At 63.0% G+C, this 26,787-nt stretch carries 21 protein-coding genes; 13 read left to right on the top strand and 8 right to left on the bottom strand.

Features of this window, described 5'->3' with window-relative positions; all coding sequences use genetic code 11:
• Positions 1-4 precede the first annotated feature (4 nt).
• Entirely contained in the window at positions 5-712 is a 708-nt protein-coding gene (gene creB, locus KI612_RS05810) for a two-component system response regulator CreB (RefSeq protein WP_226442871.1), read from the bottom strand.
• A gap of 114 nt (positions 713-826) precedes the next feature.
• Here creB and KI612_RS05815 point away from each other — a divergent pair, with 114 nt between their 5' ends.
• The 5 genes from KI612_RS05815 to KI612_RS05835 all read left to right on the top strand — a co-directional run bounded on the left by KI612_RS05815 (position 827) and on the right by KI612_RS05835 (position 6,974).
• Complete coding sequence (locus KI612_RS05815) at positions 827-2,263, top strand: sensor histidine kinase (RefSeq protein ID WP_226442872.1); 1,437 nt, start codon at positions 827-829, stop codon at positions 2,261-2,263.
• Positions 2,264-2,372: 109 nt separating this feature from the next.
• Positions 2,373-3,959: a magnesium-protoporphyrin IX monomethyl ester anaerobic oxidative cyclase gene (gene bchE, locus KI612_RS05820; RefSeq protein ID WP_226442873.1), complete on the top strand. Its 1,587-nt coding sequence runs from the start codon at positions 2,373-2,375 to the stop codon at positions 3,957-3,959.
• 75 nt (positions 3,960-4,034) lie between these two features.
• Entirely contained in the window at positions 4,035-5,087 is a 1,053-nt protein-coding gene (gene purM / locus KI612_RS05825) for a phosphoribosylformylglycinamidine cyclo-ligase (protein ID WP_226442874.1), read from the top strand.
• 28 nt (positions 5,088-5,115) lie between these two features.
• Positions 5,116-5,760 carry a septal ring lytic transglycosylase RlpA family protein gene (locus tag KI612_RS05830; RefSeq protein WP_226442875.1) on the top strand — a complete coding sequence of 215 codons (645 nt, stop codon included), beginning with the start codon at positions 5,116-5,118 and terminating at the stop codon, positions 5,758-5,760.
• A gap of 86 nt (positions 5,761-5,846) precedes the next feature.
• Positions 5,847-6,974 (top strand): response regulator, encoded by a 1,128-nt coding sequence (locus KI612_RS05835; protein ID WP_226442876.1) that lies wholly within the window; start codon positions 5,847-5,849, stop codon positions 6,972-6,974.
• On the opposite strand, the gene miaA is transcribed toward KI612_RS05835, so the two are convergent.
• On the bottom strand, positions 6,964-7,908 hold the full coding sequence (gene miaA, locus KI612_RS05840) for a tRNA (adenosine(37)-N6)-dimethylallyltransferase MiaA (RefSeq protein ID WP_226442877.1): 945 nt from the start codon (positions 7,906-7,908) through the stop codon (positions 6,964-6,966). The genes KI612_RS05835 and miaA overlap by 11 nt on opposite strands.
• 161 nt (positions 7,909-8,069) lie before the next feature.
• Here miaA and KI612_RS05845 point away from each other — a divergent pair, with 161 nt between their 5' ends.
• The 3 genes from KI612_RS05845 to KI612_RS05855 are packed head-to-tail and all read left to right on the top strand — an operon-like array spanning position 8,070 to position 10,053.
• Positions 8,070-8,675, top strand: a complete 606-nt coding sequence (locus KI612_RS05845; RefSeq protein WP_226442878.1) for a LemA family protein — start codon at positions 8,070-8,072, stop codon at positions 8,673-8,675.
• 7 nt (positions 8,676-8,682) lie between these two features.
• The gene (locus tag KI612_RS05850) at positions 8,683-9,555 is read left to right on the top strand and encodes a TPM domain-containing protein (protein WP_226442879.1); all 873 of its coding nucleotides are present in this window, start codon (positions 8,683-8,685) and stop codon (positions 9,553-9,555) included.
• A complete protein-coding gene (locus tag KI612_RS05855) occupies positions 9,556-10,053 on the top strand; it encodes a TPM domain-containing protein (RefSeq protein WP_226442880.1) in 498 nt (165 codons plus the stop codon). It begins immediately after the preceding gene.
• 25 nt (positions 10,054-10,078) lie between these two features.
• Here the strand turns inward: KI612_RS05855 and ybaL are convergent, their stop codons facing one another.
• The 3 genes from ybaL to mutL all read right to left on the bottom strand — a co-directional run bounded on the left by ybaL (position 10,079) and on the right by mutL (position 16,480).
• Positions 10,079-11,782: a YbaL family putative K(+) efflux transporter gene (gene ybaL, locus KI612_RS05860; protein WP_226442881.1), complete on the bottom strand. Its 1,704-nt coding sequence runs from the start codon at positions 11,780-11,782 to the stop codon at positions 10,079-10,081.
• A 130-nt stretch (positions 11,783-11,912) separates the two neighbouring features.
• Positions 11,913-14,606, bottom strand: a complete 2,694-nt coding sequence (locus KI612_RS05865; RefSeq protein WP_226442882.1) for a bifunctional diguanylate cyclase/phosphodiesterase — start codon at positions 14,604-14,606, stop codon at positions 11,913-11,915.
• A gap of 26 nt (positions 14,607-14,632) precedes the next feature.
• Positions 14,633-16,480 carry a DNA mismatch repair endonuclease MutL gene (mutL, locus tag KI612_RS05870; RefSeq protein ID WP_226442883.1) on the bottom strand — a complete coding sequence of 616 codons (1,848 nt, stop codon included), beginning with the start codon at positions 16,478-16,480 and terminating at the stop codon, positions 14,633-14,635.
• Between the two features lie 653 nt (positions 16,481-17,133).
• On the opposite strand from mutL, the gene KI612_RS05875 reads away from it, so the two are divergent.
• A complete protein-coding gene (locus tag KI612_RS05875) occupies positions 17,134-18,150 on the top strand; it encodes a hypothetical protein (protein ID WP_226442884.1) in 1,017 nt (338 codons plus the stop codon).
• Positions 18,151-18,367: 217 nt separating this feature from the next.
• Here KI612_RS05875 and KI612_RS05880 read toward each other — a convergent pair whose 3' ends face one another.
• The 3 genes from KI612_RS05880 to KI612_RS05890 form a co-directional block, all read right to left on the bottom strand.
• Positions 18,368-19,612, bottom strand: coding sequence for a nucleoside recognition domain-containing protein (locus KI612_RS05880; RefSeq protein WP_226442885.1), 1,245 nt, complete (start codon positions 19,610-19,612; stop codon positions 18,368-18,370).
• Between the two features lie 95 nt (positions 19,613-19,707).
• Positions 19,708-20,430, bottom strand: coding sequence for a L,D-transpeptidase family protein (locus KI612_RS05885; RefSeq protein WP_226442886.1), 723 nt, complete (start codon positions 20,428-20,430; stop codon positions 19,708-19,710).
• A 37-nt stretch (positions 20,431-20,467) separates the two neighbouring features.
• On the bottom strand, positions 20,468-23,701 hold the full coding sequence (locus tag KI612_RS05890) for an ATP-binding protein (RefSeq protein ID WP_226442887.1): 3,234 nt from the start codon (positions 23,699-23,701) through the stop codon (positions 20,468-20,470).
• Between the two features lie 74 nt (positions 23,702-23,775).
• Between KI612_RS05890 and KI612_RS05895 the strand changes: the two genes are divergently transcribed.
• Genes KI612_RS05895 through KI612_RS05910 form a run of 4 tightly spaced genes read left to right on the top strand, consistent with a single transcriptional unit; the run spans position 23,776 to position 26,749 of the window.
• Positions 23,776-24,417: a DedA family protein gene (locus tag KI612_RS05895; RefSeq protein WP_226442888.1), complete on the top strand. Its 642-nt coding sequence runs from the start codon at positions 23,776-23,778 to the stop codon at positions 24,415-24,417.
• The gene (locus tag KI612_RS05900; RefSeq protein WP_226442889.1) at positions 24,417-25,121 is read left to right on the top strand and encodes a hypothetical protein; all 705 of its coding nucleotides are present in this window, start codon (positions 24,417-24,419) and stop codon (positions 25,119-25,121) included. Before KI612_RS05895 ends, KI612_RS05900 begins: the two co-directional genes overlap by 1 nt.
• Positions 25,118-25,765, top strand: a complete 648-nt coding sequence (gene purN, locus KI612_RS05905) for a phosphoribosylglycinamide formyltransferase (protein WP_226442890.1) — start codon at positions 25,118-25,120, stop codon at positions 25,763-25,765. Before KI612_RS05900 ends, purN begins: the two co-directional genes overlap by 4 nt.
• Positions 25,766-25,771: 6 nt before the next feature.
• Complete coding sequence (locus tag KI612_RS05910; protein WP_226442891.1) at positions 25,772-26,749, top strand: DUF3108 domain-containing protein; 978 nt, start codon at positions 25,772-25,774, stop codon at positions 26,747-26,749.
• Positions 26,750-26,787 lie beyond the last annotated feature (38 nt).

Below are 26,787 nucleotides of genomic sequence, written 5' to 3' on the forward strand. Positions count from 1 at the left end.
AGTCTCAGTCGGCCGTCACGCTGTAACCGAGGCCGCGGTGGGTCTGGATGCAGTCGGCGGTGGCGTCGATGGCGCGCAGCTTGCCGCGCAGGGTCTTGATGTGGGTGTCCACGGTGCGCTCGAAACTCTCGCCGCTGTCCTGCCAGACGCTTTCCATGATCTGGGCGCGGTTCAGGATGCGGCCCGGCCGCTCAAGCAGCTGCGCCAGCAGCAGGTATTCGTAACGCGTCAGGTTCAGCCACTGGCCGTGGTAGGCGATGCGCAGGCCATCCCGGTCGACGGCAAAACGGGCACTTTTTTCCGGTCGACCGTCAGAAATGCCTGTTTTTGCTTCCGGCCGCAGGCGGCGCAGGATGGCGCGGATGCGCGAGACGACTTCGCGCGGGCTGAACGGTTTGGCAACGTAATCGTCGCCGCCCAGCTCAAGGCCGACGATGCGGTCCACCTCGTCGGTACGTGCGGTCAGGAATAGCACGGGAATATCGGAAAAGCGGCGCAACTGGCGGCAGACGTCGAAACCGTTCAGGTCGGGCAGGCCGACATCGAGTACGACCAGGTCGTGTGCGCCGTCCTGCAACATGGCCAGCGCCGCACTGCCCAGCGTGCAGCTGTCGGCCGTGAAGCCGTCGGCGCGCAGCGCGTAGGCCAGGGTTTCGGAAATGGCGGGTTCGTCGTCGACGATCAGGATTTTCATGGCGCCATGATAATTCATCCCTTTGCCAATTTTGCCAAACTCTACCTGGCCGACTGCTCTCGCGTGCTATGCTTTTCCGGACGGGCCGCTTGCCGGCGGCGCGCTCAGATTGTTGTTTCTGGAGGAGGCAACATGAAGCAGATACATGAATTGGTCGTCCAGTCCTTTGCCGATCCGGCGACCCGGCCGGCGGCGCTGGCACGTTATCTGGAAGCGGCGGCGGCTGCGGCGCCGGTTGCGCCGGAACTGCTCGAAGCGGCCCTGGTCGATGCGCTCACTGCCTGTCAGGCCATCCAGGCCGACAGCGCCCGCCAGGCGGCGGAGCGGCTCGATGCCGAGGAACATACCGAGAACCTGTTGCAACTGCTCGGCACCATCCTCGAGTCGTCCGACGAAGGCATCCTGGCGCTCGATACCGAAGATCGCATCATTCGTTTCAACAGCCGGCTGGTCGGCCTGTTCGCGATTCCCGACGAGGTCATCGCCTTCTGGCGGCACGAGGATGTGATGGCGGCGCTGCTGGCGCAACTGGCCGACCCGGCTGCCTTCAGCCATAGCCTGGCAGAGCTCTGCCTGGCGCCGGACGCCGACTGGCGCGAGACCCTGGAATGCGCGGACGGGCGCGTCATCGAGTGGCGCTCGCAGCCGCAACCGGCGGTCTGGGCAGGCGTCAAGCGGGTGATCAGCTTCCTCGACGTGACCGAGCGCTTCCGCTCGGAAACCAACCGCCGCCTGCTTGAGCGCAAGCTCGACGAAACGCGCGAACGCCTGTTGCAGGCCGAAAAGCTCGCCGCGATTTTCCAGCTCTCGGCCGGGCTGGCGCACGAAATCAGCAATCCGATCGGCTTCATCCAGTCCAATCTTGAGGCGATGGGGCGCTACGTGCATACCATGCTTGGCCTGCTCGAACTCTACGCGCAGGCCGAGGATGATTTGCCGCCCGAGGGAGCCAGGATGGCGGCACTCGGTGCAGCCAAAAAGGCAGCCGACCTCGAGTTCCTGCGTGACGATGTCGTCGATCTGCTCGACGAGTCGCTGCGCGGCACCCGTCGCCTCGCCACCATGGTCGGCAGCCTGCGCGTGCTGGCGCATGCCCAGGGCAGTGCGATGCAGACGGTCGGTCTGGCCGGACTGCTCGACGCCGCGCTGGTGGCCGCCGATGCGGCGGCGGGCGGGCGCGTGCAGATCCGGCGCAGTGTAGATGACAGCCTGCAGGTCGAGTGCCGTCCCTCGGAACTGGGCGAGGCGCTCAAGAATCTGTTGCACAACGCCCGCGATGCGATTGCCGGGGCGGGCGAAATCAGTCTGCGCGCCGGCGCCGACGAGCGTCAGGTCTGGCTCGAGATTGCCGATACCGGCTGCGGGATTCCGGCCGGGAACCTGGGCCGCATCTTCGAACCCTTCTTCACCACCAAGCCGCCCGGCGCCGGCATGGGGCTCGGCCTGTCGGTGGCCTATGCGATCGTCGCCATGCATGGCGGGACGATTGCAGCGACGAGCGAGGCGGGGCAGGGCAGCGTTTTCCGGATCTGCCTGCCGCGGCACCAGGCAGCAATACCGGCAGCCTGAGCTTTCCGGCGCGTCACCCGCACGTGGGCCCGAGCCGACTTCACCCTCGCTTCGTCATCTCTTCACCGGGTGGGCAAATGCTGACAGCTCTTCGTTCAAGGAGCCTGCCATGCCTGCCATCATTCCCAAGATTCTTCTGCTCAACCCGCCGCATACCGCCATCGGCAGCCGCATTCCCGACGATCACCTGCCGCCGCTCGGCCTGCTCGCCATCGGTGGACCGCTGCTCGATGCCGGTTTTGCCGTCGAATTGCTCGACGCCGATTACGACCCGCTGGCGCCGGCTGAAATCGTCCGCCGCATCGTCGCCGCGGCGCCGCGCATCCTCATGCTCGGCCATGCCGGCTCGTCGACGGCGCATCCGACCTGCGTGGCGCTGGCTGTGCGGATCAAGGCGGCGCTGCCGGCGGTGACGATCGTCTATGGCGGTGTTTTTCCGACCTATCACTGGCGGGAAATCCTCGCCGAGTGCCCGGCCATCGATGTCATCGTGCGCGGCGAGGGTGAGCGGACGGCCGTGCTCGTGGCGCGCGCCATCGTCACGCACGGCCTGCTCGCCACCGTGCCGGGCTGTGCCTACCGGGATGGCGGTCTGGCGCGGGCGACCCGGCAGGCCAAGCCGATTGAAAACCTCGATGCTTACCGGGTCGGCTGGGAACTCATCGATTTTGCGCGCTATTCCTACTGGGGCGGGCGCCGGGCCGTCGTCGTGCAGTTCTCGCGCGGTTGTCCCTACCTGTGCAATTACTGCGGCCAGCGCGGCTTCTGGCGCAGCTGGCGGCATCGTGACCCGGTGCTTTTTGCACGCGAACTGGCCTGGCTGCACCGTACGCATGGCGTCGAAGTGATCAATTTCGCCGACGAGCTGCCGACCGCCTCGCGTCCTGCCTGGCAAGCCTTCCTCGAAGCCCTGATTGCCGAAAACGTGGCGCTCACGCTGGTCGGTTCGACGCGGGCCGGCGACATCGTGCGCGATGCCGACATCCTGCATCTCTATCGCCAGGCCGGCGTCGTGCGCTTCCTGCTCGGTATCGAAAGCTACGACGCCGCCACCTTGCAAGCCATTCGCAAGGACGCCACGCCGCGCGAGGACCAGCAGGTGATCCGGCTGCTGCGCGCGCACGGCATCGTGTCGATGGCGACCTACGTCGTCGGTTTTGCCGCCGAGACCGACCGCGATTACTGGCGCTCGCTGCAGCAACTGCTGCGCTATGACCCCGACCAGATCCAGTTGCTGTACGCGACGCCGCATCGCTGGACGAGTCATTTCGCCAGCGTGGCGCAGCACGAAGTGGTGCAGCCTGATACCCGGCTCTGGGATTACAAGCACCAGGTGCTGGCCGCGCCGGGCATGCCGCCCTGGCGCATGCTGCTCTGGGTGAAGGGCATCGAGGTCGCCATGCAGTTGCGGCCGCGCGCCCTGTTGCGCACTTTCTTCAGTCGCGATCCGGAATTCCGGCATGCCATGCAGTGGTATGTGCAGATGGGACGCCGCGTCTGGCTGCGCGAAGTCGGCGAATTCATTTTTGCCGCCCGGCCGCGGTCGACCGGTGTGCGCCTGGCCGATTTCCGCGGGGCGGGGTATGGCGCTCGCCCGACGGCGATCCCGGCAGCGCGGCCAGCGCCGCCGATCGTGCAGAAAATCCTGCGCTTCGCGCGTTTGGCACTGATGGCGGGCATCGACAGAAGCGCTTAGGAAGCAGGCCGGTTTCGGGTAAAATCGCCGTTTTTTCCAGCGGCCATCCGCCGCCACCGGCGAGTTCACCAGACCATGACCCAGACTACTTCCCTCTCCTACCGTGATGCCGGCGTCGATATCGATGCCGGTGACGCTCTCGTCGAACGCATCAAGCCGCTCGCCAAGAAGACCCTGCGCGAAGGCGTGCTCGGCGGCATCGGCGGCTTCGGCGCGCTGTTCGAAGTGCCCAAGCGCTACAAGGAGCCGGTCCTGGTGTCCGGTACCGACGGCGTCGGCACCAAGCTGCGCCTGGCCTTCGACCTGAACCGCCACGACACCGTTGGTCAGGATCTGGTCGCGATGAGCGTCAATGACATCCTGGTGCTCGGCGCCGAATCGCTGTTTTTCCTCGATTACTTCGCCTGCGGCAAGCTCGATGTCGATACCGCCGCAGCGGTTGTCGGCGGCATCGCCAAGGGTTGCGAACTGGCCGGCTGCGCGCTGATCGGTGGCGAAACCGCCGAAATGCCGGGCATGTACCCGGCCGGCGAATACGACCTGGCCGGTTTTGCGGTCGGTGTTGTCGAAAAGTCCAAGGCCATCGACGGCAAGGACATCGCCCCGGGCGACGTCGTGCTCGGCCTGGCGTCCTCCGGCGCCCATTCCAATGGCTACTCGCTGGTGCGCAAGATCATCGAGCGTTCGAACCCGGACATGAATGCCAAGTTTGACGAAGTTGACGGAAAAGCGCGCACCCTGGCCGACGTCGTCATGGCGCCGACCCGCATCTACGTCAAGCAGGTGCTGGCGACCATGCAGAAGGTCAATATCAAGGGCATGGCCCACATCACCGGCGGCGGTCTGCTCGAAAACGTGCCGCGCGTCCTGCCGGAAAACGTCGTCGCCGAACTGACCAAGGCTGCCTGGCCGCGTCCCAAGCTGTTCGACTGGATGCAGGCCGAAGGCAATGTCGCCGAGAACGAGATGCACCGCGTCTTCAACTGCGGCATCGGCTTGGTCATCGTCGTTGCGGCAGCCGATGCCGACGCTGCCATCGCCGAACTCAAGGCGCAGGGCGAAGCCGTCTATAACATCGGCAAGATCAGGGCTCGTCAGGGTGACGAAGCGCAGACCCTCGTGGTCTGATCGGCTGCGGTGGGCCGCCGCCACGCTGGTGGGCGGCCTGCTTCTGCTGAATGTCTCGTTGGCCGACGCGGCAACGAGCAAGAATCCATCTGTCAAAAAGGTCGAAGTTTCGGCCCGGGCCGCCGCGCGGCAGGCCGGGAAAAAGCCGACCAGAACCGTGGTGCGCGGTACGCGCACGCTGGGGCGTAACAACCTCAAGCAGCGCAGTGAAAGTCATGCCGCGCCGGAGGTGCTGACCGCCGAAATGAAGGACAACGCGGCGACCGGCTTGCATGGCGCCGCCAGTTTCTATGCCTACGGTTTCCATGGTCGGCGCACGGCGACCGGCGAGGTTTTCAAGGTCAAGGACTTCACGGCGGCGAGTAATCACTTTCCGCTCGGCACCATGGTTGCCGTGCGCCGTCTCGACAACAGCCTGTGTGCGATCGTCAAGGTCAATGACCGCATGCATGCCAAGCATCGCAAACGCATCATCGATGTTTCGCGCGGTGTCGCCGAATACCTCGACATGATTCGCGCCGGTGTGGTGCTGGTGCGCGTTGCCGCGTTGCGGCCGGACTGGCGCGAGCAAGGTCTGGGAGCCTGTCAGGCGGCGTTCGAGCCGGTAGGCGATTGTCCGTCCTGCGCTCAGGCGCCGCGTCTGCCGGATTTTGCCGGCGAGCCGCGCGACTAGCCGGGAATTTTCTCCGGTTTTTTCCTTCCGGGTCCTTGAAGCCGGCCATTGATCGGCAGACAATCAGAAAACACAGGGAGAACGAGATGAGCACAGGCTTGCGGCTGTTTGTCGTCGATGACGATCCGGTACTGACCGAAATCTTCATGGCGACCCTTGAGGATGATTTCCAGCTTGAGACCTTTGCCTCGGCCGAGGCCTGTCTGGCCCGCGTCGCAGAGCAGAAACCCGACATCTTCCTGCTCGACGTTTCGCTGCCTGGCATTGATGGTTGCCAGCTCTGCCGGCAGTTGAAGGACGACTGGGATACGCAGGACATTCCGGTGCTCTTCGTTTCCGGCAGCGATGACATCGAGGCGCGCCTGCTCTGTTACGACGCCGGCGGCGAGGATTTCATCAGCAAGCCGTTCGACCCGAACGAATTGCTGCGCAAGCTGCGCATTGCCGCCCAGTTGATCAACAGCCGCCGGCAGTTGCACGAACAGGCCGGCTATGCCCAACGCACCGCGATGTCGGCGATGGTCAGCATGGGCGAACTGGGCGTCGTGCTGCAGTTCCTGAGCAAGTCGTTTGCCTGCGAGAGCGCCGGAGAGCTGGCCGAGGCCTTGCTCGAATCGATGCGTCAGTACGATCTGCAGGCCGCCGTGCAGGTGCGCCTGGGCGAAGATATGCTCTCGCTCAGTGAAAACGGCCGCGATCTGCCGCTCGAAACTTCGGTGCTCAATCACGTCAGCCACGCCGGCCGGATCTTCCAGTTCAAGTCGCGCTGCGTTTTCAATTACGGCCGCGTCACGCTGATGGTCAATAACATGCCGCTCGATGATGCCGACCGTTGCGGTCGCATCCGCGACAACGGCGCACTGCTCGCCGAAGGCGCCGATGCGCGGCTCAAGGCGATCGAGGTCGAGCTGTCGGCACAGCGCCGGCGCAGCGGCATCGAGGCTGCGCTGCCACGCGTGCATGCCACGCTGGATGCGGTGCAGGGCAATTACCGGCGCAACTGCTACGAGCTGACCCAGGTCATGGTCGAATTCCAGGAGGCGCTGATGAAGTCCTACGTGCATCTCGGCCTGACCGAGGGGCAGGAGGAGCAGATGACGGCAATGGCCGGCGAGTTCATGCAGCGCATGGTCGGCACGCAGGACGAGAGCCTGCACATCGTCGGCCAGCTCGAGGAACTGGCCCACAGCCTGGAAGGGCTGGTCAAAGCTTGAGGTAGTCTCCGACGCGGGCGGCGATCCGCTCGCTCAGCGCCGGATCGAGACAATCGAAGCTTTCGGCGGCAAAGGAGTTGCCGAGCCAGGTGATCTGCCGCTTGGCGAGCTGGCGGGTGGCGAAGATGCCGCGCTCGCGCAACTCCCTGGCCGGCAGCAGGCCATCCTGCACTTCCCAGGCCTGGCGATAGCCGACGCAGCGCATCGACGGCAGGTCGAGACTCAAATCGTATTTTTGCCTCAGCTGGCGGACTTCCTCGTCCAGCCCGGCGAGCAGCATCTCGTCGAAGCGGCGCGCGATGCGTTCGTGCAGCACGGCACGCTCGGAGGGCAGCAGCGCGATCTGGAGAAAGTCGTAGGGCGGTTTCTGCTGTTCGCTCTCGGCGAGCAGTTCGGACATCGGCCGGCCGCTGAGCAGGCAGACTTCGAGCGCCCGCTGCAGGCGCTGGCTGTCGCCCGGATGCAGGCGGCCAGCGGTCGACGGGTCGAGAACGGCCAATTTGGCATGTATCGCCGGCCAGCCTTTTTGCGCGGCTTCGGCATCGATTTCGGCACGCAGCGCCGCATCGGCCTGCGGCAGTTCGGCCAGGCCCTGGAGCAGCGAGCGGAAGTAGAGCATGGTGCCGCCGACCAGCACCGGCACCTTGCCGGCGGCCGTGATCTCGGCCATCGCGGCGAGCGCATCCTGGCGGAAACGTGCCGTCGAGTAGCTTTCTTCCGGTGAAATGATGTCGATCAGGCGGTGCGGGTAGCGCGCCAGCGTCGCCGGGTCCGGCTTGGCGGTGCCGACATTCATGTCGCGGAAGACCTGCGCCGAATCGACGCTGATCAGCTTGACCGGGAAACGCTCGGTCAGCGCCATGGCGGCAGCCGTCTTGCCCGAGGCGGTCGGGCCCATGATCAGGATGGCGGGAGGCAGGCGGGGCGAATTCATGGCGGCGAATGCTACCACGCCGGCTGCGCTCGCCGCTTTTGTCGGCCAGCGGTCGACGCCGCGAAAAGGGCAAAAATGCCCGGCATTCAATATGCCCTTGAGCTTTCGCGGCAACGGCCTCATATTGGCGCCACTTGTCTTAACACTGGGAGATTCCCGCCATGAAGCTACGCCTGCTTGTCCTGCTTTCCGTTATCGTTTCGCTGCTCTCCGGCTGCGGCTACAACCAGATCCAGATCAACGACGAGGCGGTCACCGCCAGTTGGTCCGAGGTGCTCAATCAATACAAGCGGCGTGCCGACCTGGTGCCCAATCTGGTGTCCATCGTGCAGGGCTACGCCGCCCACGAAAAGGACGTGCTGACCCGCGTCACCGAAGCGCGCGCCGGCGTCGGCAGCATCAAGGCCACGCCCGAGCTGGTCAATGACGAAGCCGCCTTCGCCAAGTTCCAGAAGGCGCAGTCCGAATTGTCGAGCGCCCTCGGTCGACTGCTCGTGGTCTCGGAAAACTATCCGCAACTGAAGGCCGATGCCAATTTCCGCGATCTGCAGGCGCAGGTCGAAGGCACCGAAAACCGCATTACCGTTGCCCGCAACCGCTACATCAAGGCAGTGCAGGACTACAACATCTCGGTGCGTACCTTCCCCAACAACCTGACCGCCATGGCGATGGGCTGGAAGGCCAAGGCCAACTTCACGGTCGAGGACGAGAAGGCGATCAGCGATGCGCCGAAGATCGATTTCAACGCGCCGAAGGCAGCCCAGTAATTTCCGCATGAAAGCCTGGCGGCACGGCCTGCTCGGCCTCTTCCTCTGTCTCTGCGCCAGCCTGTTGTGGGCGGCGCCGGCAGCGGACGGGCTGGTGCCTATCCCGGCGCTGACGGCGCGCGTCACCGATCTGACCGGCACGCTGGATGCCGCGCAGAAGGCGGCGCTGGAAGAAAAGCTCGCGGCTTTCGAAGCGCAGAAGGGCGCCCAGGTCGTCGTGCTGTTGCTGCCGACGACGCAGCCGGAGACGATAGAGCAGTTCGGCATCCGCCTGCTCGAAGCCTGGAAAATCGGGCGCAAGGGCGTGGACGACGGCGTCCTGCTGATCGTTGCCAGGGATGACCGCAAGCTGCGCATCGAGGTTGGCTACGGCCTGGAAGGCGCACTCAACGACGCGACGGCGAAGCGCATCATCGCCGAAACGATCACGCCGCTGTTCAAGGCCGGCGACCTGCCGGGCGGCGTCGCGGCCGGGGTCGATGCGATTCTCAAGGTGGTCGGGGGCGAGGAACTGCCGGCGCCTTCCGGTCTGGCCGGGGGCGCTACGGTCGACCTCGGAAATATCCCGGAATTCGTCTTTTTCGCCGTGCTGATCGGCGTCGTGCTGGGTGGCACGCTTCTGCGTCACCTGCTCGGCAATCTGCTCGGCTGCGGCGTCGTCGGCGCGGTGACAGGCGGCATCGGCTGGCTGGTGGTCGGCGGTCTGGCGGGCATCATCGGCGGCGCCCTGGCCGGCATCTTTCTCGCCGTGTTCGGGCTCGACCTCGTGCTGAGCGGCATCCTGAGCGGTGGACGCGGCGGCGGGGGCGGTTTTGGTGGCGGCGGCTTTTCCGGCGGTGGTGGTTCAGGCGGGGGCGGTGGTGCCTCGGGGAGCTGGTAAATGAATTTCGCGCGTCTGTTCAAGCATCTGCTGGCGCCGCCCTGGCTCGCGGCGCACCGCTTCAATGCCCGGCTGGTCGCCGAGATCGGTGCGGCCGTCGAGCTTGCCGAAGCCGGCCAGCGCGGCGAATTGCGTTTCGTCGTCGAAGGGCCGCTGCCCTGGGCCGACCTGCGCCGCGGGCGCACTGCCCGGCAACGCGCCGCCGACCTGTTCGCGCGGCTTGGCGTCTGGGATACGGCGGAGAACAGCGGCGTGCTGATCTATGTCCAGCTGGTCGACCGCCAGGTCGAGATCCTCGCCGATCGCGGCATTGCCGCCAAAGTGGCGCAGGCCGAGTGGGATGCCATCTGCCGAAGCATGGAAGCGGCGTTCCGGATGGGCGACTACCGTGCCGGCGCGCTCGCCGCGATTGCCCGCGCCGGCCAGTTGCTGGCCGAGCATTTTCCGGTCGACGGGGAAAATCCCAACGAATTGCCGGATCGCCCGCTGCTGCTCTGAGCGGGCGGATCAGGCCGATGCCGGATCAGTCGTGCCCGGCGGCCGGCGCAAAGCGTTGCAGGACGTGCCGGCTCATGCCGCGCGCCAGTTCTTCCTCGCCGAAAAACACGGTGCCCAGGTTTTCCGTGCGTAGCAGGCGTGATTCCTCTTCGCTGTGCGTGCGCAGCACGATCTCGATCGCCGGGTTCAACGTGCGCGCGGTGTCCACCATCTGTCGGATGTTGAGCGTGTCCGGCGCGGCGACGACGAGCATCGCGGCATGCGCGATATGCGCCTGGATCAGCACGGCCGGTTCGGCGGCATTGCCGGAAACCGCGGCATAACCCTGTTTCCGCAGGCCTTCGACCTGTTCGCGGTTTTGTTCGACGATGACGTAAGGAATGCCGCGCTCGTCGAGGCTGGCGGCGATGCGCTTGCCGACGCGGCCGAAGCCGATCAGCACGATCTGGCCCTCAAGGAATTTGCGTTCGGTGCTCATCGGCAGTTCGGCATAGGGATCGTCGCGGCTTTCCAGGCGGCGGGCCAGCGCCGAGCAGGCGATGACCCAGCGGCCGAGCGGCTTGACGACGGCAAAGACGAGCGGATTGAGGGCGATCGAAATCAGCGCCCCGGCCAGGATCAGGCTCATGCCTTCGGCCGGCATCAGTTTCAGCGAAATGCCCAGCGCCGCGAGGATGAAGGAGAATTCGCCGATCTGCGCCAGGCTCGCGGCCACCGTCAGTGCCGTGTTGAGCGGGTAGCGGAAGACCAGGACCAGCGCCATCGCGGCCAGCGATTTGCCGATCACGATGATGGCGACGACGGCCAGCACCTGCAGCGGCTGCTCGAGCAGCACGTTGGGCACGAAGAGCATGCCGACCGACACGAAGAAGAGCACCGAGAAGGCATCGCGCAGCGGCAGCGATTCCTCGGCGGCGCGGTGGCTGAATTCCGATTCGCGCATGACCATGCCGGCGAAGAAGGCGCCGAGCGCAAAGGAGACATGGAAGAGCGCCGAGGCGCCGTAGGCGATGCCGATCGCGACGGCGATCACGGCCAGCGTGAATAATTCGCGCGAACCGGTGCGCGCCACCTGCCAGAGCAGCCAGGGCAGCACGCGGCGGCCGACGATGAGCATCAGGGCGATGAAGGCGGAAACCTGGAGCAGGGTCTGGCCTATGGTCTGCCAGAGCGGTGCGCCGTCGCCGGCCCCGGCGTCGCCGCCGAGCACGCCGGCGAGCGGCGGCAGCAGGACGAGGATGAGGACGGTGGCGAGGTCTTCGACGACCAGCCAGCCGACCGCGATACGGCCGTTCATCGAATCGAGGATGCCGCGCGCTTCGAGCGCCTTGAGCAGGACGACGGTGCTGGCGCAGGACAGCGACAGGCCGAAGATCAGCCCGGCACCGAGACTCCAGCCCCAGCCCCAGGCGATGCCCATGCCGAGCAGCGTCGCCAGACTCATCTGGACGACGGCGCCGGGCAACGCGATGCGCTTGACGGCGAGCAGGTCGTCGAGCGAAAAATGCAGGCCGACACCGAACATCAGCAGCATTACGCCGACTTCGGCGAGTTGCGAGGCGGTGTGGATATCGGCAACGAAGCCCGGTGTCGCCGGGCCGATGATGATGCCGGCGACGAGGTAGCCGACCAGGGCCGGCAGCTTGATGCGTTCGGCGATGAAGCCGAGGATCAGCGCGACGCCGAAACCGGCGGCCAGGGTGGTAATCAGGGAGATATCGTGTTCCATGCCGGGGCGGGTTCCATGCGTGAGGCTGGGTGGAAGGCGTCGACGGCGAGCGACGGACAGCCGCTATGCTAGCCGGTTTTTCCCTGGCCGGACCGGCCGGTCAAACTCGGTCAAACTTCGTCAAGCTTGGTCAGCCGAGCGGCGCGTCCCGGCGCAGCAACTCGGTCATGGCGTCAGCCGGCATCGGCCGGCCAAAATGGTAGCCCTGCATCAGTTCGCAGCCTTCGGCGAGCAGGAAGCGGCGCTGTTCTTCCTGTTCGACGCCCTCGGCAATGACTTCCTTGCGCAGGCTCTCGGCAATGCCGATGATCGCCCGCGTGATGGCGACATCGTCTTCATTGTGCGGCAGGTCGCGGACGAAGGACTGGTCGATCTTGATCCGGTCGAAGGGCAGGCGCTTCAGGTAGCCGAGGCTGGAATAGCCGGTGCCGAAGTCGTCGACCGATAGCTTGACGCCGAGCTTTTTCAGGCGCGCCAGGGTTTCGATGATGCGTTCGGTGTCGCGAATGAAGGCGCTTTCGGTGATTTCCAGTTCCAGCCAGCACGGATCGAGGCCGGTTTCGGCAAGTACGCCGGCGACCTGCTCGGCCAGGCTGGCCTGGCGCAATTGCACGGCCGACAGATTGACGGCAACGACGACCGGTGTGATGCCTTGCCGAATCCATTCGGCATTCTGGCGGCAGGCTTCGTGCAGCACCCATTCGCCGATGGCGTTGATCAGGTTGCTTTCCTCGGCAACCGGAATGAAGCGCACCGGCTGGATCTCGCCAAGTTCGGGATGCTGCCAGCGGATCAGGGCTTCCATGCCGATCAGGCGGCCGCTGCTGCCATCGACCTGGGGCTGGTAATGCAGGCGGAATTCCTGGTTGTCCACGGCGCGGCGCAGGCTGTTTTCCAGCGTGACGCGCTCGGAGATGCGCGCATTCATTTCCGGCGTGAAGAAGCGGTAGGCGTTGCCGCCGGCTGCCTTGGCCTGGTACATCGCCGTATCGGCGTTCTTGAGCAGGCCGCCGATGTCGGAGCCATCCTGCGGGTAGATGCTGATGCCGATGCTGGCGCCGACCCGCAGTTCCTGACCATTTACCAGGAAGGGCTGATTGATGCCGTTGATCAGGCGCTGCGCGATGATCGCGACGCGCGACAGGTTGTGGAAGCCCTGCAGCAGGACGGCGAACTCGTCGCCGCCCTGGCGGCTGATCGTGTCGCGTCCGTCCAGGCAGTCGCGCATGCGCTGGGCGACCTGCAGCAGCAACTGGTCGCCGGTGTCGTGGCCGAGCGTGTCGTTGATGTATTTGAACTGGTCGAGATCGAGGAAGAGCAGGGCTAGTTGGGCCTGCTCGCCGAGCACGTCGGCCAGCGCCTGCGACAGGTGTTCGCCGAGCATGGCGCGGTTGGGCAGGTCGGTCAGAATGTCATGTTCGGCGAGGTGGCGGATGCGTTCCTGGTTGTCATGCAGTTGCGTGATGTCGCGCGCGACGCCGGCCACGCCGGCCAGACGGCCTTCCTCGTCAAGCACCGGGGTCGAGATGTACTCGAAGTGGCGCTCGCTGCCGTCGGCGACCAGCTGGCTGCCCTCGCGGCGTTGCTGCAGGCGGCTGTGCATGGCTTCGGCATCCTGCTCGACGAGGGCGATGGCGGCTTCTTCGGGCCAGATCTCGTCGGCAGTCCGGCCAAGGATTTCGCCTTCCGTGCGTCCGCTCACCGAGCAGTAGGCTTCGTTGACGGCAATCATGCGCTGCTGGCGATCGCTCAGCCAGGCCGGGTCGGGCAGGCTGTCGAGCAGGGCGCGGGTGCGCCGCAAGGTGGTTTCGTAGGCGCGTGCCATGCCTTGTGCGAGACGGCGGGCATTGCCGTAGGTGCGCAACCAGACGGCAATCCAGCCCGCCAGAACGAGGCTCAGGATGACCGTGCTGATCACCCCCCAGATGACCTGCTGGTACCAGTTGGCGAGGTAGTCGTCGGTGGCGTGCCCGATCAGCACGTAGAGCGGGTAATCGCCGACCTTGCGCAGCGCGTACAGGCGTTCGACGCCGTCGACGCCGGAGTGCGTGGTGTACAGGCCGCCCTGGCCGTGACCGCCGGCGACCAGCTTACGTAGCGTCTCGCTTTCGATGACCTTGCCGAGCTTGTCGGGGGCGGCCGGATAGCGGGCGATCAGGCGCAGTTGGTCGTCGATCAGCGTGACGCTGTGGTTGGGGCCGAGATTGAGGCTGGCGTAGAAGGTCTGGAAATGCTCGGCGCGCACGGCCGCCTGGATGAGGCCGGCGAATTCCCCGTTCCGGTCGTTGAGGCGCCGGCTCAGTGTGATTACCCAGTTGTCGGTGATGCGTGCGAAAAGCGGTTCGGAAATGACCAGGCGGCCGCTGTTGTCGGCCTTGTTGTGCAGGAAATAATTGCGGTCCGCGATGCTGGCCGTGGAAATCTCGCCCGAGGCGTCATAGATGAATTTGCCAGTGCGGTCGGCGATGCGCAGGCTTTGCGACTCGTCAATCAGAGCCAGGTAGCGGGCCAGCGAAGCGTTGATCGCGCTGGCGTCCATCGCCTCGCCGGCGAAGGCGCTGTTCAGCCGTTGCTGGCTGGCAAGCAATACTGTGTCGATCTTGTCAATGCTGCTGCGGGCATGGCTTTCGAGTACCTTGGCGAGGTTTTCCTGGCCACGCCGGGCAAATTCGTTCTCGCGGTCGTAAGATTGTTTCAGGCCGATCAGGCCGAGACCGACATAGGTGGCCAGTGCGATCAGGCCGAGCGCGATAATCGCGACACTGCGCCAGATTTCTGCGCAGTTTTTCGCCAATGGTGGCGTTGCGGGGTTTTCGCGCTCCATGTGGGTCATTGGCGATAAAAAGGCGCTTATTGTCCGCGCAGAAACAGTGTGTCAAGTTGATCCAGCGCAAGTTCCGTCCATGTCGGTCGGCCGTGGTTGCACTGGCCGGCGCGCTCGGTTTCCTCCATCTGGCGCAGCAGGGCGTTCATCTCGGGTAGCGCCAGCTGGCGCCGGGCGCGCACCGCGCCGTGGCAGGCCATGGTGGCGAGCAGTTCGTTGCGCCGCGCGGTGGCGAGCTGGGTAATGCCGTGCTCGCGCAATTCGGCGATCAGCGAACGCGCCAGCGCCGCCGGGTCGCCCGATTGCAGCAGCGCGGGGACGCTGCGCACGCCCAACTGGTTGGGGCCGAGCGGGGCAATGGCGAAACCGAGATCGGCGAGCGCTTCGGCATGTTCCTCGACGGCGGCGATATCGAGCGCGTCGGCCGAGAAAACGGCCGGAATCAACAGTGCCTGGGTGGCGATCTGGCGGTTGTCGAAAGCGGTTTTCAGCTTTTCGTAGAGGATGCGTTCGTGCGCCGCGTGCATGTCGACCAGCACCAGGCCGCGCGCGTTCTGGGCCAGGATGTAGATGCCGTGCAGTTGCGCCAGCGCGTAGCCGAGCGGCGGGCCGTCGTTGCCCTGGGAAATCTCGCCCGTGGACCGGTCGACCGTTGGCGAAGGGGCAAAATGCGGCGTCGTCGCCGGGGTGGCCGCGGTGTGCTGATTCTGGCCGATGTTCTGCGTTGCCTTGGCGAAAGCGAGATAGGCCGCGGCGGCAGGTTCGGCAACGCCGAGCGAGGTCTGGTGGCGCAGCGGCGGCGGATAATTCGGCGGCGTGAAATTGGCCGTTTTTGCCGCGTCGACCGCTACGGAATACTGCCGCTCGACCAGCGGCGGCGTCGCTTCGGCCTGCACCGGCGCGGCCAGCGTGCGCTGGATGGCGTGGAAGACGAACTGGTGCATGGCGCGCGAATCGCGGAAACGCACCTCGGTCTTGGCCGGATGCACATTGACGTCGACCAGTGCCGGATCGATGTTCACGAACAGGCAGACGGCCGGCTGGCGGCTGCCGTGCAGCACGTCGCGGTAGGCCTCGCGCAACGCGTGGCCGATGATCTTGTCGCGCACGAAGCGGCCGTTCACAAAGACGTACTGGCCGTCCTTGGCGTCGCTGGCACGGGTCGGATCGATCGCGAAACCGCTGATGGAAATCGGCCCGCCGGCGGCGTCGACCGTACGGGCTGCGGCAAGGAAGTCGTCGCCGAGAATGTCGGCGATGCGTCGCGCGCTGTCGGCCGGCGCCAGCTGGAACAGGCTGCGCCCGTTGTGCGAGAGGCTGAAAGCGACATCGGGCCGGGTCAGCGCCAGGCGGCGCACGGCATCGGCGCAATGAGCGAACTCGGTGCCCTCGGCCTTCAGGAATTTGCGGCGGGCCGGGGTGTTGTAATACAGGTCGCGCATCTCGACCACGGTGCCGGCCATCAGCGCCGCCGGCTCGGGCTCGGCACCCGGCTCGCCGCGCAATTTCCAGGCATGGCCGGCGCCGCGTTCGCGGCTGGAAATCGCCAGGCGGGCGACCGACGCCACCGAGGCCAGCGCCTCGCCGCGAAAACCCAGGGTATTGACGCATTCCAGGTCGTCGAGCGAAACGATCTTCGAGGTCGCATGCCGGGTCAGGGCCAGCGCCAGTTCATCCTTCGCTATGCCGCAACCGTCGTCGGTAATGCGGATCAGCTTGACGCCGCCTTCCTCCAGATGCACCTGGATCGCCTTGCTGCCGGCGTCGAGGCTGTTTTCGAGCAGTTCCTTGAGAACCGAGGCGGGACGTTCAACGACTTCGCCAGCGGCAATCTGGCTGATTAGGAGGTCGGGGAGGCGGGCAATGGTCGGCATGGCGGCGATTATCCCAGATTGGCTGTTACCGGCTTGTGGATAACGAAAAAATCCACTGTCGAGACGCAAGAGGGATGCTGCGGAGTTTCTGGTCCGTTGTCCGCCAAATCTAGTACATCAGGCAGGGGAAAGTCATCTCGCTGATCAGCTGACAGGCATGAGGTGGCAATCGGCCACAACCGGTCATCCAAGAAATCGCTCCATAGCTGACATTTGCGTGGAAATTTTGCCCGTACCTTGTAATCACGAAATATACGCGACGCGTTGAAGTGCTCAAATCTCAGGTAACGAATCCATCGGACTGTGCATTCCACGGCCGCCAATCTTCAATACATGGGTATAAATCATGGTCGTCGCCACTATTCGGAGTTCCAGACTATGCCGACTGTAATCACATGCACGCTCGAAAGCGTGCTGCCGGTGGTCGTTCCAGGGCGGATGCACGTAGGCAACTCGGCATAGTCCAGCGCTTCAGTCCTTATAATTCCTTGAGGAACGTCAGCAATTGGTCATCCGGCCGGAAGCGGCCAGGAGTGACGTCGGGTGGCGCGGTTCTGGCCAGTGCTGATGCACGAATCAACCGTCATTTGGGGTAGAAAGCCAAATCCAAAGTAGTACTATTGTGGAATTCATCAACTTCGTTGCTCCACGATATGAATCCCCCCCCCCGCCTTACCCCCAGCGAGGCGATCAGTGCGACTGAGCTTGCCCGGAAAGGTAAGTTCAAGGAATCTGGCATCAAAGGCAGTGCGGCATTAGCCCATGCAGACAAGACTACCGTCAGGATGGCGGGGTTGTCTCGACGGATCGTTTCCTTCTCGTTGTTTGGCAGCGAACCGGGCTATTGTGAGACCGCCATCCTGAACGCGCAGGCCATGGGACAGCTTTACCCTGGCTGGGAAATGTGGGTCTTCCACGACAACACGGTGCCGACTTCCGTTCTTCAACGGCTGGAGGCAGCAGGAGCTCACCTTACAACGCCAAGTGAGTGGGGAATTGCCCATTGGCCGGGTACATTTTGGCGGTTTGCCGCCCTGCTCTTTCCGCACACGGAGAAGGTGATTTTCAGGGATGCGGATTCTGTTGTCTCGATCAGAGAAAGCGCGTTGGTATCGGTGTGGCTGACGAGCGGCAAGCCGTTTCATGTTCTCCGCGACTGGTACTCGCATGTCGACCTGATCCTGGCCGGCTTGTGGGGGGCTCATGCGCCTTTCTTGGGTGACATTCGGAGTTTGGTCGAAGCCTTCCTTGGTCAAGGGAATCTGCATCCTACGCACGCGGATCAGCATTTTCTCGCGGAATCGATTTGGCCGCGCATCCGGGACTACGTGCTTGAGCATGACAGCATTCATTCCGGGCCAAACATCGTGGCCTTTGACGCGCCCAATGCAGCGGCAAATGGCAAGAATGCATTGGGGGGGTTTCGCCTCAATCAGTTGAGCTTTGTGCTGGATTCAGGGTGGAGTGGCCCCTATGATTTCGTGATCCTTGACGGGCGCAAACAGGCGGTTTGCAGCTATCGCCGGGCCTTCGTGGCCGGCAAAGACTCGGTTGAAATTCCCTACGAGTACAATGATCGGATCAATAGCAAGCAGTGGGAGGTTGCCCTGCGCCGGGTAAGCGTTGCACCCACCATTCAGGTTCGACTCTCGCCGACAGGAAGAGCGTAATGCGGTTGTGCCAAGTGTGTTGCTTCAGTCCAGATTCTTCTGGATGGTCGAAGGGGTGCGATTTGCCGCATTTTAGGCAATCCAGAAGTATTCAAAAATCAAGCCACTGGATTGCTTTGCTACGCTCGCAATGACGGTTTCTCGATTGGATTCGGTTCCCTTTACGCTTTCTTCGCATCCCAGCGCATTTGCGGCGGCTTTTGGGTTTCGCGATTTTTCAGTGATAAAACGCATAACCAATCAGCACCGCCCCGACCAGCCCGACCGCATCCGCAATCAGCCCGCAGGCCAGTGCGTAGCGGGTTTTCGTGATGCCGACGCTGCCGAAGTAGACGGCGAGCACGTAGAAGGTGGTTTCGGTCGAGCCCTGGATGATGGCGGCGAGTTTGCCCGGGAATGAGTCGACGCCGTAGGTCGTCATGACGTCCACCATCAGGCCGCGCGCACCGCTGCCGGACAGCGTCTTCATCAGGCCGACCGGCAGGGCCGGGACAAAGTCGGCATTGAGGCCGAACGCCAGGACCAGGCTGCGGATGCCGCCGATCAGGTAGTCCATGCAGCCGGTGCTGCGAAAGACCGAGATGGCGACGAGCATGGCGATCAGGTAGGGAATGATCTGTACGGCGACGCCGAAGCCCTCCTTGGCGCCGTCGACGAAACTCTCGTAGGCGTCGATGCCCTGCCAGGCGGCGACTGCGACGAAGAGCACGATAATCGACACGATGATGCCGCTGCCGAGCAGGCCGATGGCCTGCGCCATGGCCTCGGGCGGCAGGCCGCCCAGCCAGGCGTAGAGGCCGCCGAGCAGGGCCGCGAAGGCGGCGAAGAAGACGAGCACGGGGCGGCAGAAAAGATTGATGCGCTGCCACAGTGCAACGGCGATCAGCCCGGCGCAGAAGGAGATGAAGGTGGCGAGCAGTGTCGGCAGGAAAATGTCGGCGGCGTTGAAACCGACCAGTCCCTGCTTGAGCGCCAGGCTCTGGCGGATGGCGATCACCGAGGTCGGGATCAGCGTGATGCCGGCCGTGTTGAGCACCAGGAACATGATCATCGGGTTGCTGGCGGTATCTTTCTGCGGATTGATTTCCTGCAGCTCGCGCATGGCCTTGAGGCCGAGCGGGGTCGCCGCGTTGTCGAGGCCGAGGATGTTGGCCGAGACATTCATGACGATGCTGCCGCTGGCCGGGTGGCCGGGCGGGATGTCGGGGAAGATGCGGCGGAACAGCGGTGCGATGAGTCGGCCGAAGAGCTGGATCAGGCCGCCACGCTCGCCGATTTTCATGATGCCCAGCCACAGGCTCATGACGCCGACCAGACCGAGCGAGACTTCGAAGCCGGTCCGGGCGCTGTCGAACAGGCCGGCGAGGACGCGCGCAAAGACATCCAGGTCGCCCTGCAGCAATTGCAGCAGCGCCGCAGCGAAGCCGACCAGAATGAAGGAAATCCAGACGCGATTGAGCACGTTCTTTGCGGCCTTATTCCGGGGGAATGCGGCCGGCCGGGAAATGGAAAGCACGCAGTCTAGCGGTCCGGCCGCCGGCTGTCATCGCAAGCGCCTCAGGGCAGCGCCCAGACGGCGCGGAAATGCGCGTATTCTGCTTCTGGCAACTGGACGAGCAGCGGCATGGCGGCGCCATCCAGCCAGGTGCAGATTTCCGTGATCTCGGCCAGTGCGCCGGCCGTGCAGCCAGCCGTCGGCACGCCGGGCGCCTGCCAGACGTGCAGGAAGATGCAGGAGCCGGCCCCGGCGAGCGGTGCGGGGCTGTTGTGGGCGATCACGGCGCCGATTGTGTAGCGGGCATCGGTGCGCAGCATGTCTTCGTGCGAATGCCAGTCGCGCTGCGGGGCTGTGGCGAGATCGACGAAGCGGTTGTAATGCGCCGAGGCCGGGTCGTCCACGCATTTGAGATCAGCGCTCGCCGCGCGGTAGGGCAGGCGGGCGGCGTTGGCGAAGGCGCTGTCGGCGCTGGCCGCACCGAACAGTTCGCTGATCGCGAAAATGCCGGCCGGCGCGCAGCCATCGCCTTCCCGCTTGCGCGGTCCCGGACGGTCGACCGCGCCATGCAGGCCAATTCCCCAGGCCAGCCCGCTACGCCCGAGGCTGACCGGGATGCATGCGCCAATCGCTTGCCAGTCCGAACATAGACTTTGCCGTGCAAAGCGCTGCAATTTGCCGGTTGTGCACGTCCAGTCCTGTGCCACGACGACGAGCAACTGGTTTGAGTTTGCCAGTGGTGACGCTTTGTGTTGTGGCAGTTTGTCAGGGCAGTGGTTGGTCATTGTGGCGGGGATTGCAGCCTGTTTGACATCGGGGTACTTATTGGTGCCGGAGATGTTGGCGAATAACACGAACCAGATCATCGGCAATAATCGGTTTGGCAATGTGTCCAACCATGCCTGCAGCAATGCACTTGTCGCGCTCCTCCTCAAAGGCGTGCGCCGTTTGGGCAATAATTGGCAAGTCCGGGACTAATGCTAGGATGTGTCGCGTTGCTTCGTAACCGTCCATCTCGGGCATCTGTAAATCCATCAGCACGATGTCGTAAGTGCTGCCGCCATCCTGGCGAATCTGCTCGAAGGCCTCCTTGCCGTTGGTGACCAGAACAACCTGTGCGCCTTCTTCGATCAGGCAGTCTTCGAGTATGGCCCGGTTGACCGGTTCATCCTCGGCAACCAGGACGGAAATGCCGGCCAGTGCTTTGCCTTCCCGTGATGAATCTGCTCTCTTTTGAGAGCTTTCCATTGGCGGTGCGACAGGAAGGATCAGCGGTATTGAAAAGGAAAAAGTGCTGCCTGATCCCAAATGGCTTTCGACGCTGATCCGGCCCCCCATCAGTTCGAGAATTCGCTTGCTGATCGCCAAACCCAAGCCGGTTCCGCCAAAGCGTCGCGATGCAGAAGCATCGGCTTGATGGAAAGCGCTGAACAACTCGACTAGTTGCGCCTCGCTCATCCCGATTCCGGTATCGCTTACCGTGAAGTGAATTTCATCGTTTGTCCGGGAAACCGATACGGTGATACGCCCCGATTCAGTGAATTTGACAGCATTTGACAGGATGTTGAGGAGGACCTGGCCTATCCGTAGCGGATCGCTGATGCAAATGGCTGGCAAATCAGGCGCAACTTCGAGTTGCAAGGCGAGATTCTTGGCCTGGATGCGGTCGGCAAGAATTTCGATTGTTTGATGGGTGATATCACTCAAGCAGACCTCTGTCTGCTCGATTTTTAGCTTGCCCGCCTCGATCTTTGAAAAGTCGAGAATGTCGTTAATGACACCCAGTAGCCGCTTTCCTGAGGAAATGATTTTCTGGAAGGCATTCAGAGCTTTTTCGGGATTGTGGCAATTGCGCAGGCCGATGTCGGCAAATCCCAGAACGCCATTGAGCGGTGTGCGGATTTCGTGGCTCATGTTGGCCAGGAATTCACTGCGTATCCTTGCCAGGTTTTCTGCCGCAAGCAGTGCACGCTCACGCGCTTCGCTGGCGGCCCGCTGTTCGCTGATGTCTACGAAACTGGTTACCGCACCGGTGATTTCGCCGTTCTTGATCATCGGATGGGTCGCATAAATGACTGCGATGCCATGCCCGTCAGAGTGCCAATAAACTTCGTTGTCGACGCGAATTTGCTGACCCTGCTGCAATGCACGGTAGCTCGGGCATTCAGATGCCGGATAGAACGTGCCATCGCCCCGGCTGTGATGGAAAAGCGCATGCGCTGATTGCCCGATGACTTGTTCCGAGGTGTATCCGAGCATGCTGCAAGCAGCCGGGTTAATGAAGGTGATCAGTCCGCCGCGGTCAATGCCGTAGAGGCCGCCGGCACTCGATTCAAGCAAGTGGCTGGCTTTGGCTTCAATCTCGTTGAGTGCGGTTGTGCGTTCCTCGACCAGGGTTTCAAGATCATGCCGGTAGGCCTCAAGCTCAATTTCACCTTTCTTGCGCTCGGTGATGTCGCGAAAGACATTGACTGCTCCGCTGACTTTTCCATCCTGAAGCAGGGCTGAAACGGTATATTCGACCAGAAAAGACGAGCCATCGCGGCGCCAGTAGCAGTCATCCTTGATGTGTCGTTGCTCGGCATCAAGCATGGTCGCCGTTATCGGGCATTGTGCGGAGGGGAATTCCTGCCCATTGGCGTAATGGTGGTGCGTCAACGCGTGCAGGTTGCAGCCGATTCCTTCACCTTCCTTCCAGCCCAGCAGTTCGCGGGCTGTTTGGTTGATGAATATGATATTGCCTTCCGTGTCGACACCGCAGATACCTTCGCCGACAGACGCCAAGATCAGTTCGATTTTCTGGCGAGCATCTTCTGCTTCCAGGCTGCGCGCGGCGAGTGCTGCATTCAACTCGTTCAGCTTGTGTTGGGCGAGTTCACGTCTTTGCCAGCTAACATAAGCCTGGCGGGCAAAAAACAGGGTCGCAATCGAGAACAGCGCTACCAGTCCAAGAATTTTCAAGGAATGGTCACGCCATTCCGCCAGGTAGTCTTCGTCGGCCAGGCCGACAACCAGAAACAGTTCGTGCGGCTCTATTTTTTGGAAGCGATAAATGCGGCTAATGCTGTCGATGCCCGATGTTGCGTGATAACTGCTTTCTCGCAGGTCAGACTCCAGAAGCCCCCGTAATTGTGGAGAAGGGGATGTCGAGCCTGTTTGGGCTCCGACTGGGTCGGCCTTGCTGAAGCGCGCGATCAACTGGCTTCTGTTCCATAAGCCGGAGTTTCCCTGGTTTCCCAGGTCGAGCTTGGAGAACAGGTTAAGGAAGTAGGCGATGGGCACCGAAATATAGGCTGCACCAGCGAAGGAGCCATCCGGGTTGTTGATGCGCCGCGCCAGAATGATTGCCGGTTTTTGGCTTAAGCGGCCGAGCAATGGTTGGGAAATGACCAGTCCGCTATCAGGGTTGTTGCGCAGGCGCAGGAAATAATCCCGATCAGCATTGTTGCTCTTGGCGATCGTGACATTCGATACAGCGAACAAAACAGCACCGTCGGCATCAGAGATGCGTATACCCAGTGTGCCTGGTAGATGTGATTGCTGTTGCGTCAGGAAGGCTTCAAGCTTGCTTGATTTGATGCCGCCGAAGGGTTCCTGGCGCTTAACTTCGTCAATCACGTTCAGGAGTGTGATGTCGATTTGTCTGATGAAACCGGCAATGTTCTGTTCGAGGATCTTGGCGTAGTTCTCGGTCAATCGCTGCGCCTTATCCACCGAACTTTGATGGTCTTCGGTGATGACGAGGGTGGCCAGACTGAAAATCAGCAGATTGGCAATCAGGGTGCCCAGCCAGATGAGTCGACCAAACCGTTTGTCGAATTTGCTTTCCTTGCCAATCACCATTTCAATTCGCATCCTTGGCATGTAGTGAGTGAGGCACGTCGAAATAACTTGCGTCGAGTTTAGCAGTAGCCGGAGCGCTTCCGGTTGCCAGTGTTTGCAAAGCGGCCAGTGGGTTTTTTGCAAAATGACAGGTGCCTGTCGCCCCCGTTTTCGGCGGGCGCGTGGGGTGTTTGGTGGACGCATGCTGAAATTGCCTTTAGTGGCGCAGTTCATCTCCCGTTGCTCTCCCGCAGCCCAAGCCCCCTTGGGGTAAAATCGCAGCCTCTCTCCTCATCCGGCGTATCCGCATGGAATTCCTCGCGCAGTTCATCGATATCGTGCTTCATCTGGACAAGCATCTGGCCTTGCTGGTGCAGCAATACGGCTTGTGGATCTACGGCATTTTGTTTTTCATCGTCTTTGCCGAAACCGGTTTTGTCGTGACGCCCTTTCTGCCCGGCGATTCGCTGCTGTTCGTGGCCGGGGCGCTGGCTGCGCTGGGCGAGGGCGGCATGGATATTTTTGTGCTGATCGGCGTGCTGTCGGCGGCCGCGATTCTTGGCAACATGCTCAATTACCAGATCGGCCGCTTTTTCGGGCCCAAGGTGTTCCACTGGGAGAACTCGCGTTTCTTCAACCGCAATGCGCTGATCAAGACGCATGCCTTTTATGAAAAGCATGGCGGCAAAACGCTGGTGCTGTCGCGCTTCCTGCCACTGTTCCGGACCTTTGCGCCCTTCGTGGCCGGCATCGGTGCGATGTCCTATGCCCGATTCACGCTGTTCAACCTGATCGGCGCCATCGGCTGGGTCGTTTCGTTGTGCGCTGCCGGCTACTGGCTGGGCAATATCGCCTGGGTCAAGGCCAATTTGTCGCTGATCATCATCGGTATCGTCGTTTCCTCACTGGTGCCGATCGGCATCGGTTACCTGAAAACCCGGGAAGCCTGATGCGCTGGCTGGTCATCCTGCTGGTGCTCAGCCTGTCGGCCTGTTCGACGCGCCTTGGCAAGGATGGCCGGACCGAGACTACGGTCGACGCCAAATATCTGATCAAAACCGAGGTCGACCGGATCGCCGATACCGGGCGTGCCGAAGTCATGGGCGGCCTGATGCTGATTGCCGACAAGCTCTACAAGCGCAATCCCAAGGAATGGAAAAAGGCGGGTCTGGCCAGCCGCGAGGCGGCGCTCGAGCGCCTGAGCCTGCGCAACCAGCGCAGCTGGCCGGAACTGGCCGGGGCGCGCGAAGGGCCGGCGGCGGCGCTGGCTTTCAGCGAGACGTTCAGTGGCGACCGGGTCGCGGCGTTGATGTTCGGGCTGTTCAGCATGGCCGACGCGGCTTTCGAGCACAAGGAAGAGTTCTACATCCTCGACGGCCTGAACGAGATCAAGCTCTACAACTGCGCCCGCAACATGGAGGTGGCGATCTGGAAACTCAGCCAGGACAAGAACTCGCTCGGTGAGCCTTATCTGCTGTCGAACGAGCTCGATCCGGCCAGGCGCAATCTTTCCTTCGAGCGCGAGTTCGGGCGCCTGATGGGCATTCTCGATTTTATGGCCAAGGTCGTTGCCGACCGCAATGGCCGCAATTTATCCCGGCTGACCCAGACGGTGGTCGGCTCGATCTTTTTACCGGTGAGTTTTTTGAAATGAAGAATATCGTCATCCTGATTTCCGGCCGCGGCAGCAACATGGAAGCCCTGATCGCCGCCCGCGATGCCGGCAATCTGCCGGTCAACATCGCTGCCGTGATCAGCAACCGGCCGGATGCCAAGGGGCTGGAGACGGCGATGAAGGCCGGTATTGCCACGCATTACATCGACCACAAGGCATTCGCCGGGCGCGAGGCTTTCGATGCCGCGCTGGCCGAATGCATCGACGGCTTTGCGCCGGATCTGGTTGTGCTCGCCGGTTTCATGCGCATCCTCAGCGAGGGCTTCGTGCGCCATTACGAAGGTCGGCTGATGAATATCCATCCTTCGCTGCTGCCGTCCTTTCCTGGCCTGCACACGCACCAGCGGGCGCTGGAGGAGGGCGTGCGCATTCACGGCTGCACCGTGCATTTTGTCACGCCGACCCTCGATCACGGCCCGGTCATCATCCAGGCTGCCGTGCCGGTGCTTGATGCGGATGATGAAGATGCCCTCGCCGCCCGCATCCTGGTGCAGGAACACAAGATCTATCCGCAGGCCGTGCGCTGGTTTGCCGAAGATCGCCTGCGTCTGGAAAACGGCCGTGTACGCCTGTCGACCGCCCTGGCTGACAGCAGTGTGCTGATTTCGCCCGAGATTCGCTGAGCCGCAATGCCCTTTGCCCTGGTTGTCGCATTTGCCGGTTCGTTGGCGCTGCACGCCCTGGCCTTGTTCGGCACCGATCTTGAATTGCCTGGCAGCGAGCCGGAGCCGCTGGTGCTGCATGCCGAACTGCGCATGCCCTTGCCGCCGCCCGCCGTGCCGGATCCGGTGCAAGCGGCGCGCGAAAAAAAGCCGCGGCCGCTCAAGAAAGTACCGCTGACCCGTGCCGCACCGGATGCCGTGAGCCTGGCGCCGGCGCCGGAACTCTTGCCGGTGGAGGAAGCGCCGCCGGAGGAGCAAGCGCCCGAAGTGTCGACATCGCCGCTGCCGACCGAGCCGCTGCTGCCGGCCAGTGGTGCGATTCGCTACGCGGTCTACAAGACCTCGCTCGGTATGCAGGTCGGGCGCGCCGAGCATCGCTGGGAGTTCGACGGCGAAGGACATTACCGTCTGACGGCCTTTACCGAAACCAGCGGCCTGGTGGCCTTGATCAAGCCGGTGCGCGTCGACATGGAAAGCCGCGGCCGGCTGCTTGCCGGCGGTCTGCAGCCGGAGAGCTATCGCACCTGGAAAAAAAGCGGTGACGAGGAAAATGCTGATTTTGACTGGTCGACCGGTCAGGTGCGCCTCAGTCGCGATGGCGGCGTTGCCAACATCGTGCCGGGGACGCAGGACCTGCTGTCGCTGATCTACCAGCTGGCCTACCTGCCGCACCCGGAGGAGGGCGGTAGCATCGGTGTCGTCACCGGTCGCAAGTACGACCGCTACGAACTCGACTCGCATGGTGAAGAGCTGATCGAGGTGCCTGCCGGGCAATTCCTTACCCTGCATTTGCGCGCCGTGGCCGGTGGAACCATAACGGAAATCTGGATTGCGCTCGATGACTCGCGCTTGCCGGTTAAAATTCGCTTTACGGATAAAAAGGGCGACAGCTTTGATCAGGTCGCTACAGAAATTGCAATGAAGGTCGAACCGCCTCAACCGTGAGGCGAGCGTCGACCGCTCAGAACCGGTGCGGCGAATGC

Origin of the sequence: Quatrionicoccus australiensis, from assembly GCF_020510525.1 — a bacterium.
GTDB classification, from domain to species: domain Bacteria; phylum Pseudomonadota; class Gammaproteobacteria; order Burkholderiales; family Rhodocyclaceae; genus Azonexus; species Azonexus australiensis_B.

Excerpts from the sequence above, each read along its gene's own strand:
- creB (WP_226442871.1), bottom strand. The coding sequence starts at position 712 with ATGAATTATCATGGCGCCATGAAAATCCTGATCGTCGACGACGAACCC.
- KI612_RS05815 (WP_226442872.1), top strand. The coding sequence starts at position 827 with ATGAAGCAGATACATGAATTGGTCGTCCAGTCCTTTGCCGATCCGGCG.
- bchE (WP_226442873.1), top strand. The coding sequence starts at position 2,373 with ATGCCTGCCATCATTCCCAAGATTCTTCTGCTCAACCCGCCGCATACC.
- purM (WP_226442874.1), top strand. The coding sequence starts at position 4,035 with ATGACCCAGACTACTTCCCTCTCCTACCGTGATGCCGGCGTCGATATC.
- KI612_RS05835 (WP_226442876.1), top strand. The coding sequence starts at position 5,847 with ATGAGCACAGGCTTGCGGCTGTTTGTCGTCGATGACGATCCGGTACTG.
- miaA (WP_226442877.1), bottom strand. The coding sequence starts at position 7,908 with ATGAATTCGCCCCGCCTGCCTCCCGCCATCCTGATCATGGGCCCGACC.
- KI612_RS05845 (WP_226442878.1), top strand. The coding sequence starts at position 8,070 with ATGAAGCTACGCCTGCTTGTCCTGCTTTCCGTTATCGTTTCGCTGCTC.
- KI612_RS05850 (WP_226442879.1), top strand. The coding sequence starts at position 8,683 with ATGAAAGCCTGGCGGCACGGCCTGCTCGGCCTCTTCCTCTGTCTCTGC.
- KI612_RS05855 (WP_226442880.1), top strand. The coding sequence starts at position 9,556 with ATGAATTTCGCGCGTCTGTTCAAGCATCTGCTGGCGCCGCCCTGGCTC.
- ybaL (WP_226442881.1), bottom strand. The coding sequence starts at position 11,782 with ATGGAACACGATATCTCCCTGATTACCACCCTGGCCGCCGGTTTCGGC.
- KI612_RS05865 (WP_226442882.1), bottom strand. The coding sequence starts at position 14,606 with ATGGAGCGCGAAAACCCCGCAACGCCACCATTGGCGAAAAACTGCGCA.
- mutL (WP_226442883.1), bottom strand. The coding sequence starts at position 16,480 with ATGCCGACCATTGCCCGCCTCCCCGACCTCCTAATCAGCCAGATTGCC.
- KI612_RS05875 (WP_226442884.1), top strand. The coding sequence starts at position 17,134 with ATGAATCCCCCCCCCCGCCTTACCCCCAGCGAGGCGATCAGTGCGACT.
- KI612_RS05885 (WP_226442886.1), bottom strand. The coding sequence starts at position 20,430 with ATGACCAACCACTGCCCTGACAAACTGCCACAACACAAAGCGTCACCA.
- KI612_RS05890 (WP_226442887.1), bottom strand. The coding sequence starts at position 23,701 with ATGAACTGCGCCACTAAAGGCAATTTCAGCATGCGTCCACCAAACACC.
- KI612_RS05895 (WP_226442888.1), top strand. The coding sequence starts at position 23,776 with ATGGAATTCCTCGCGCAGTTCATCGATATCGTGCTTCATCTGGACAAG.
- KI612_RS05900 (WP_226442889.1), top strand. The coding sequence starts at position 24,417 with ATGCGCTGGCTGGTCATCCTGCTGGTGCTCAGCCTGTCGGCCTGTTCG.
- purN (WP_226442890.1), top strand. The coding sequence starts at position 25,118 with ATGAAGAATATCGTCATCCTGATTTCCGGCCGCGGCAGCAACATGGAA.
- KI612_RS05910 (WP_226442891.1), top strand. The coding sequence starts at position 25,772 with ATGCCCTTTGCCCTGGTTGTCGCATTTGCCGGTTCGTTGGCGCTGCAC.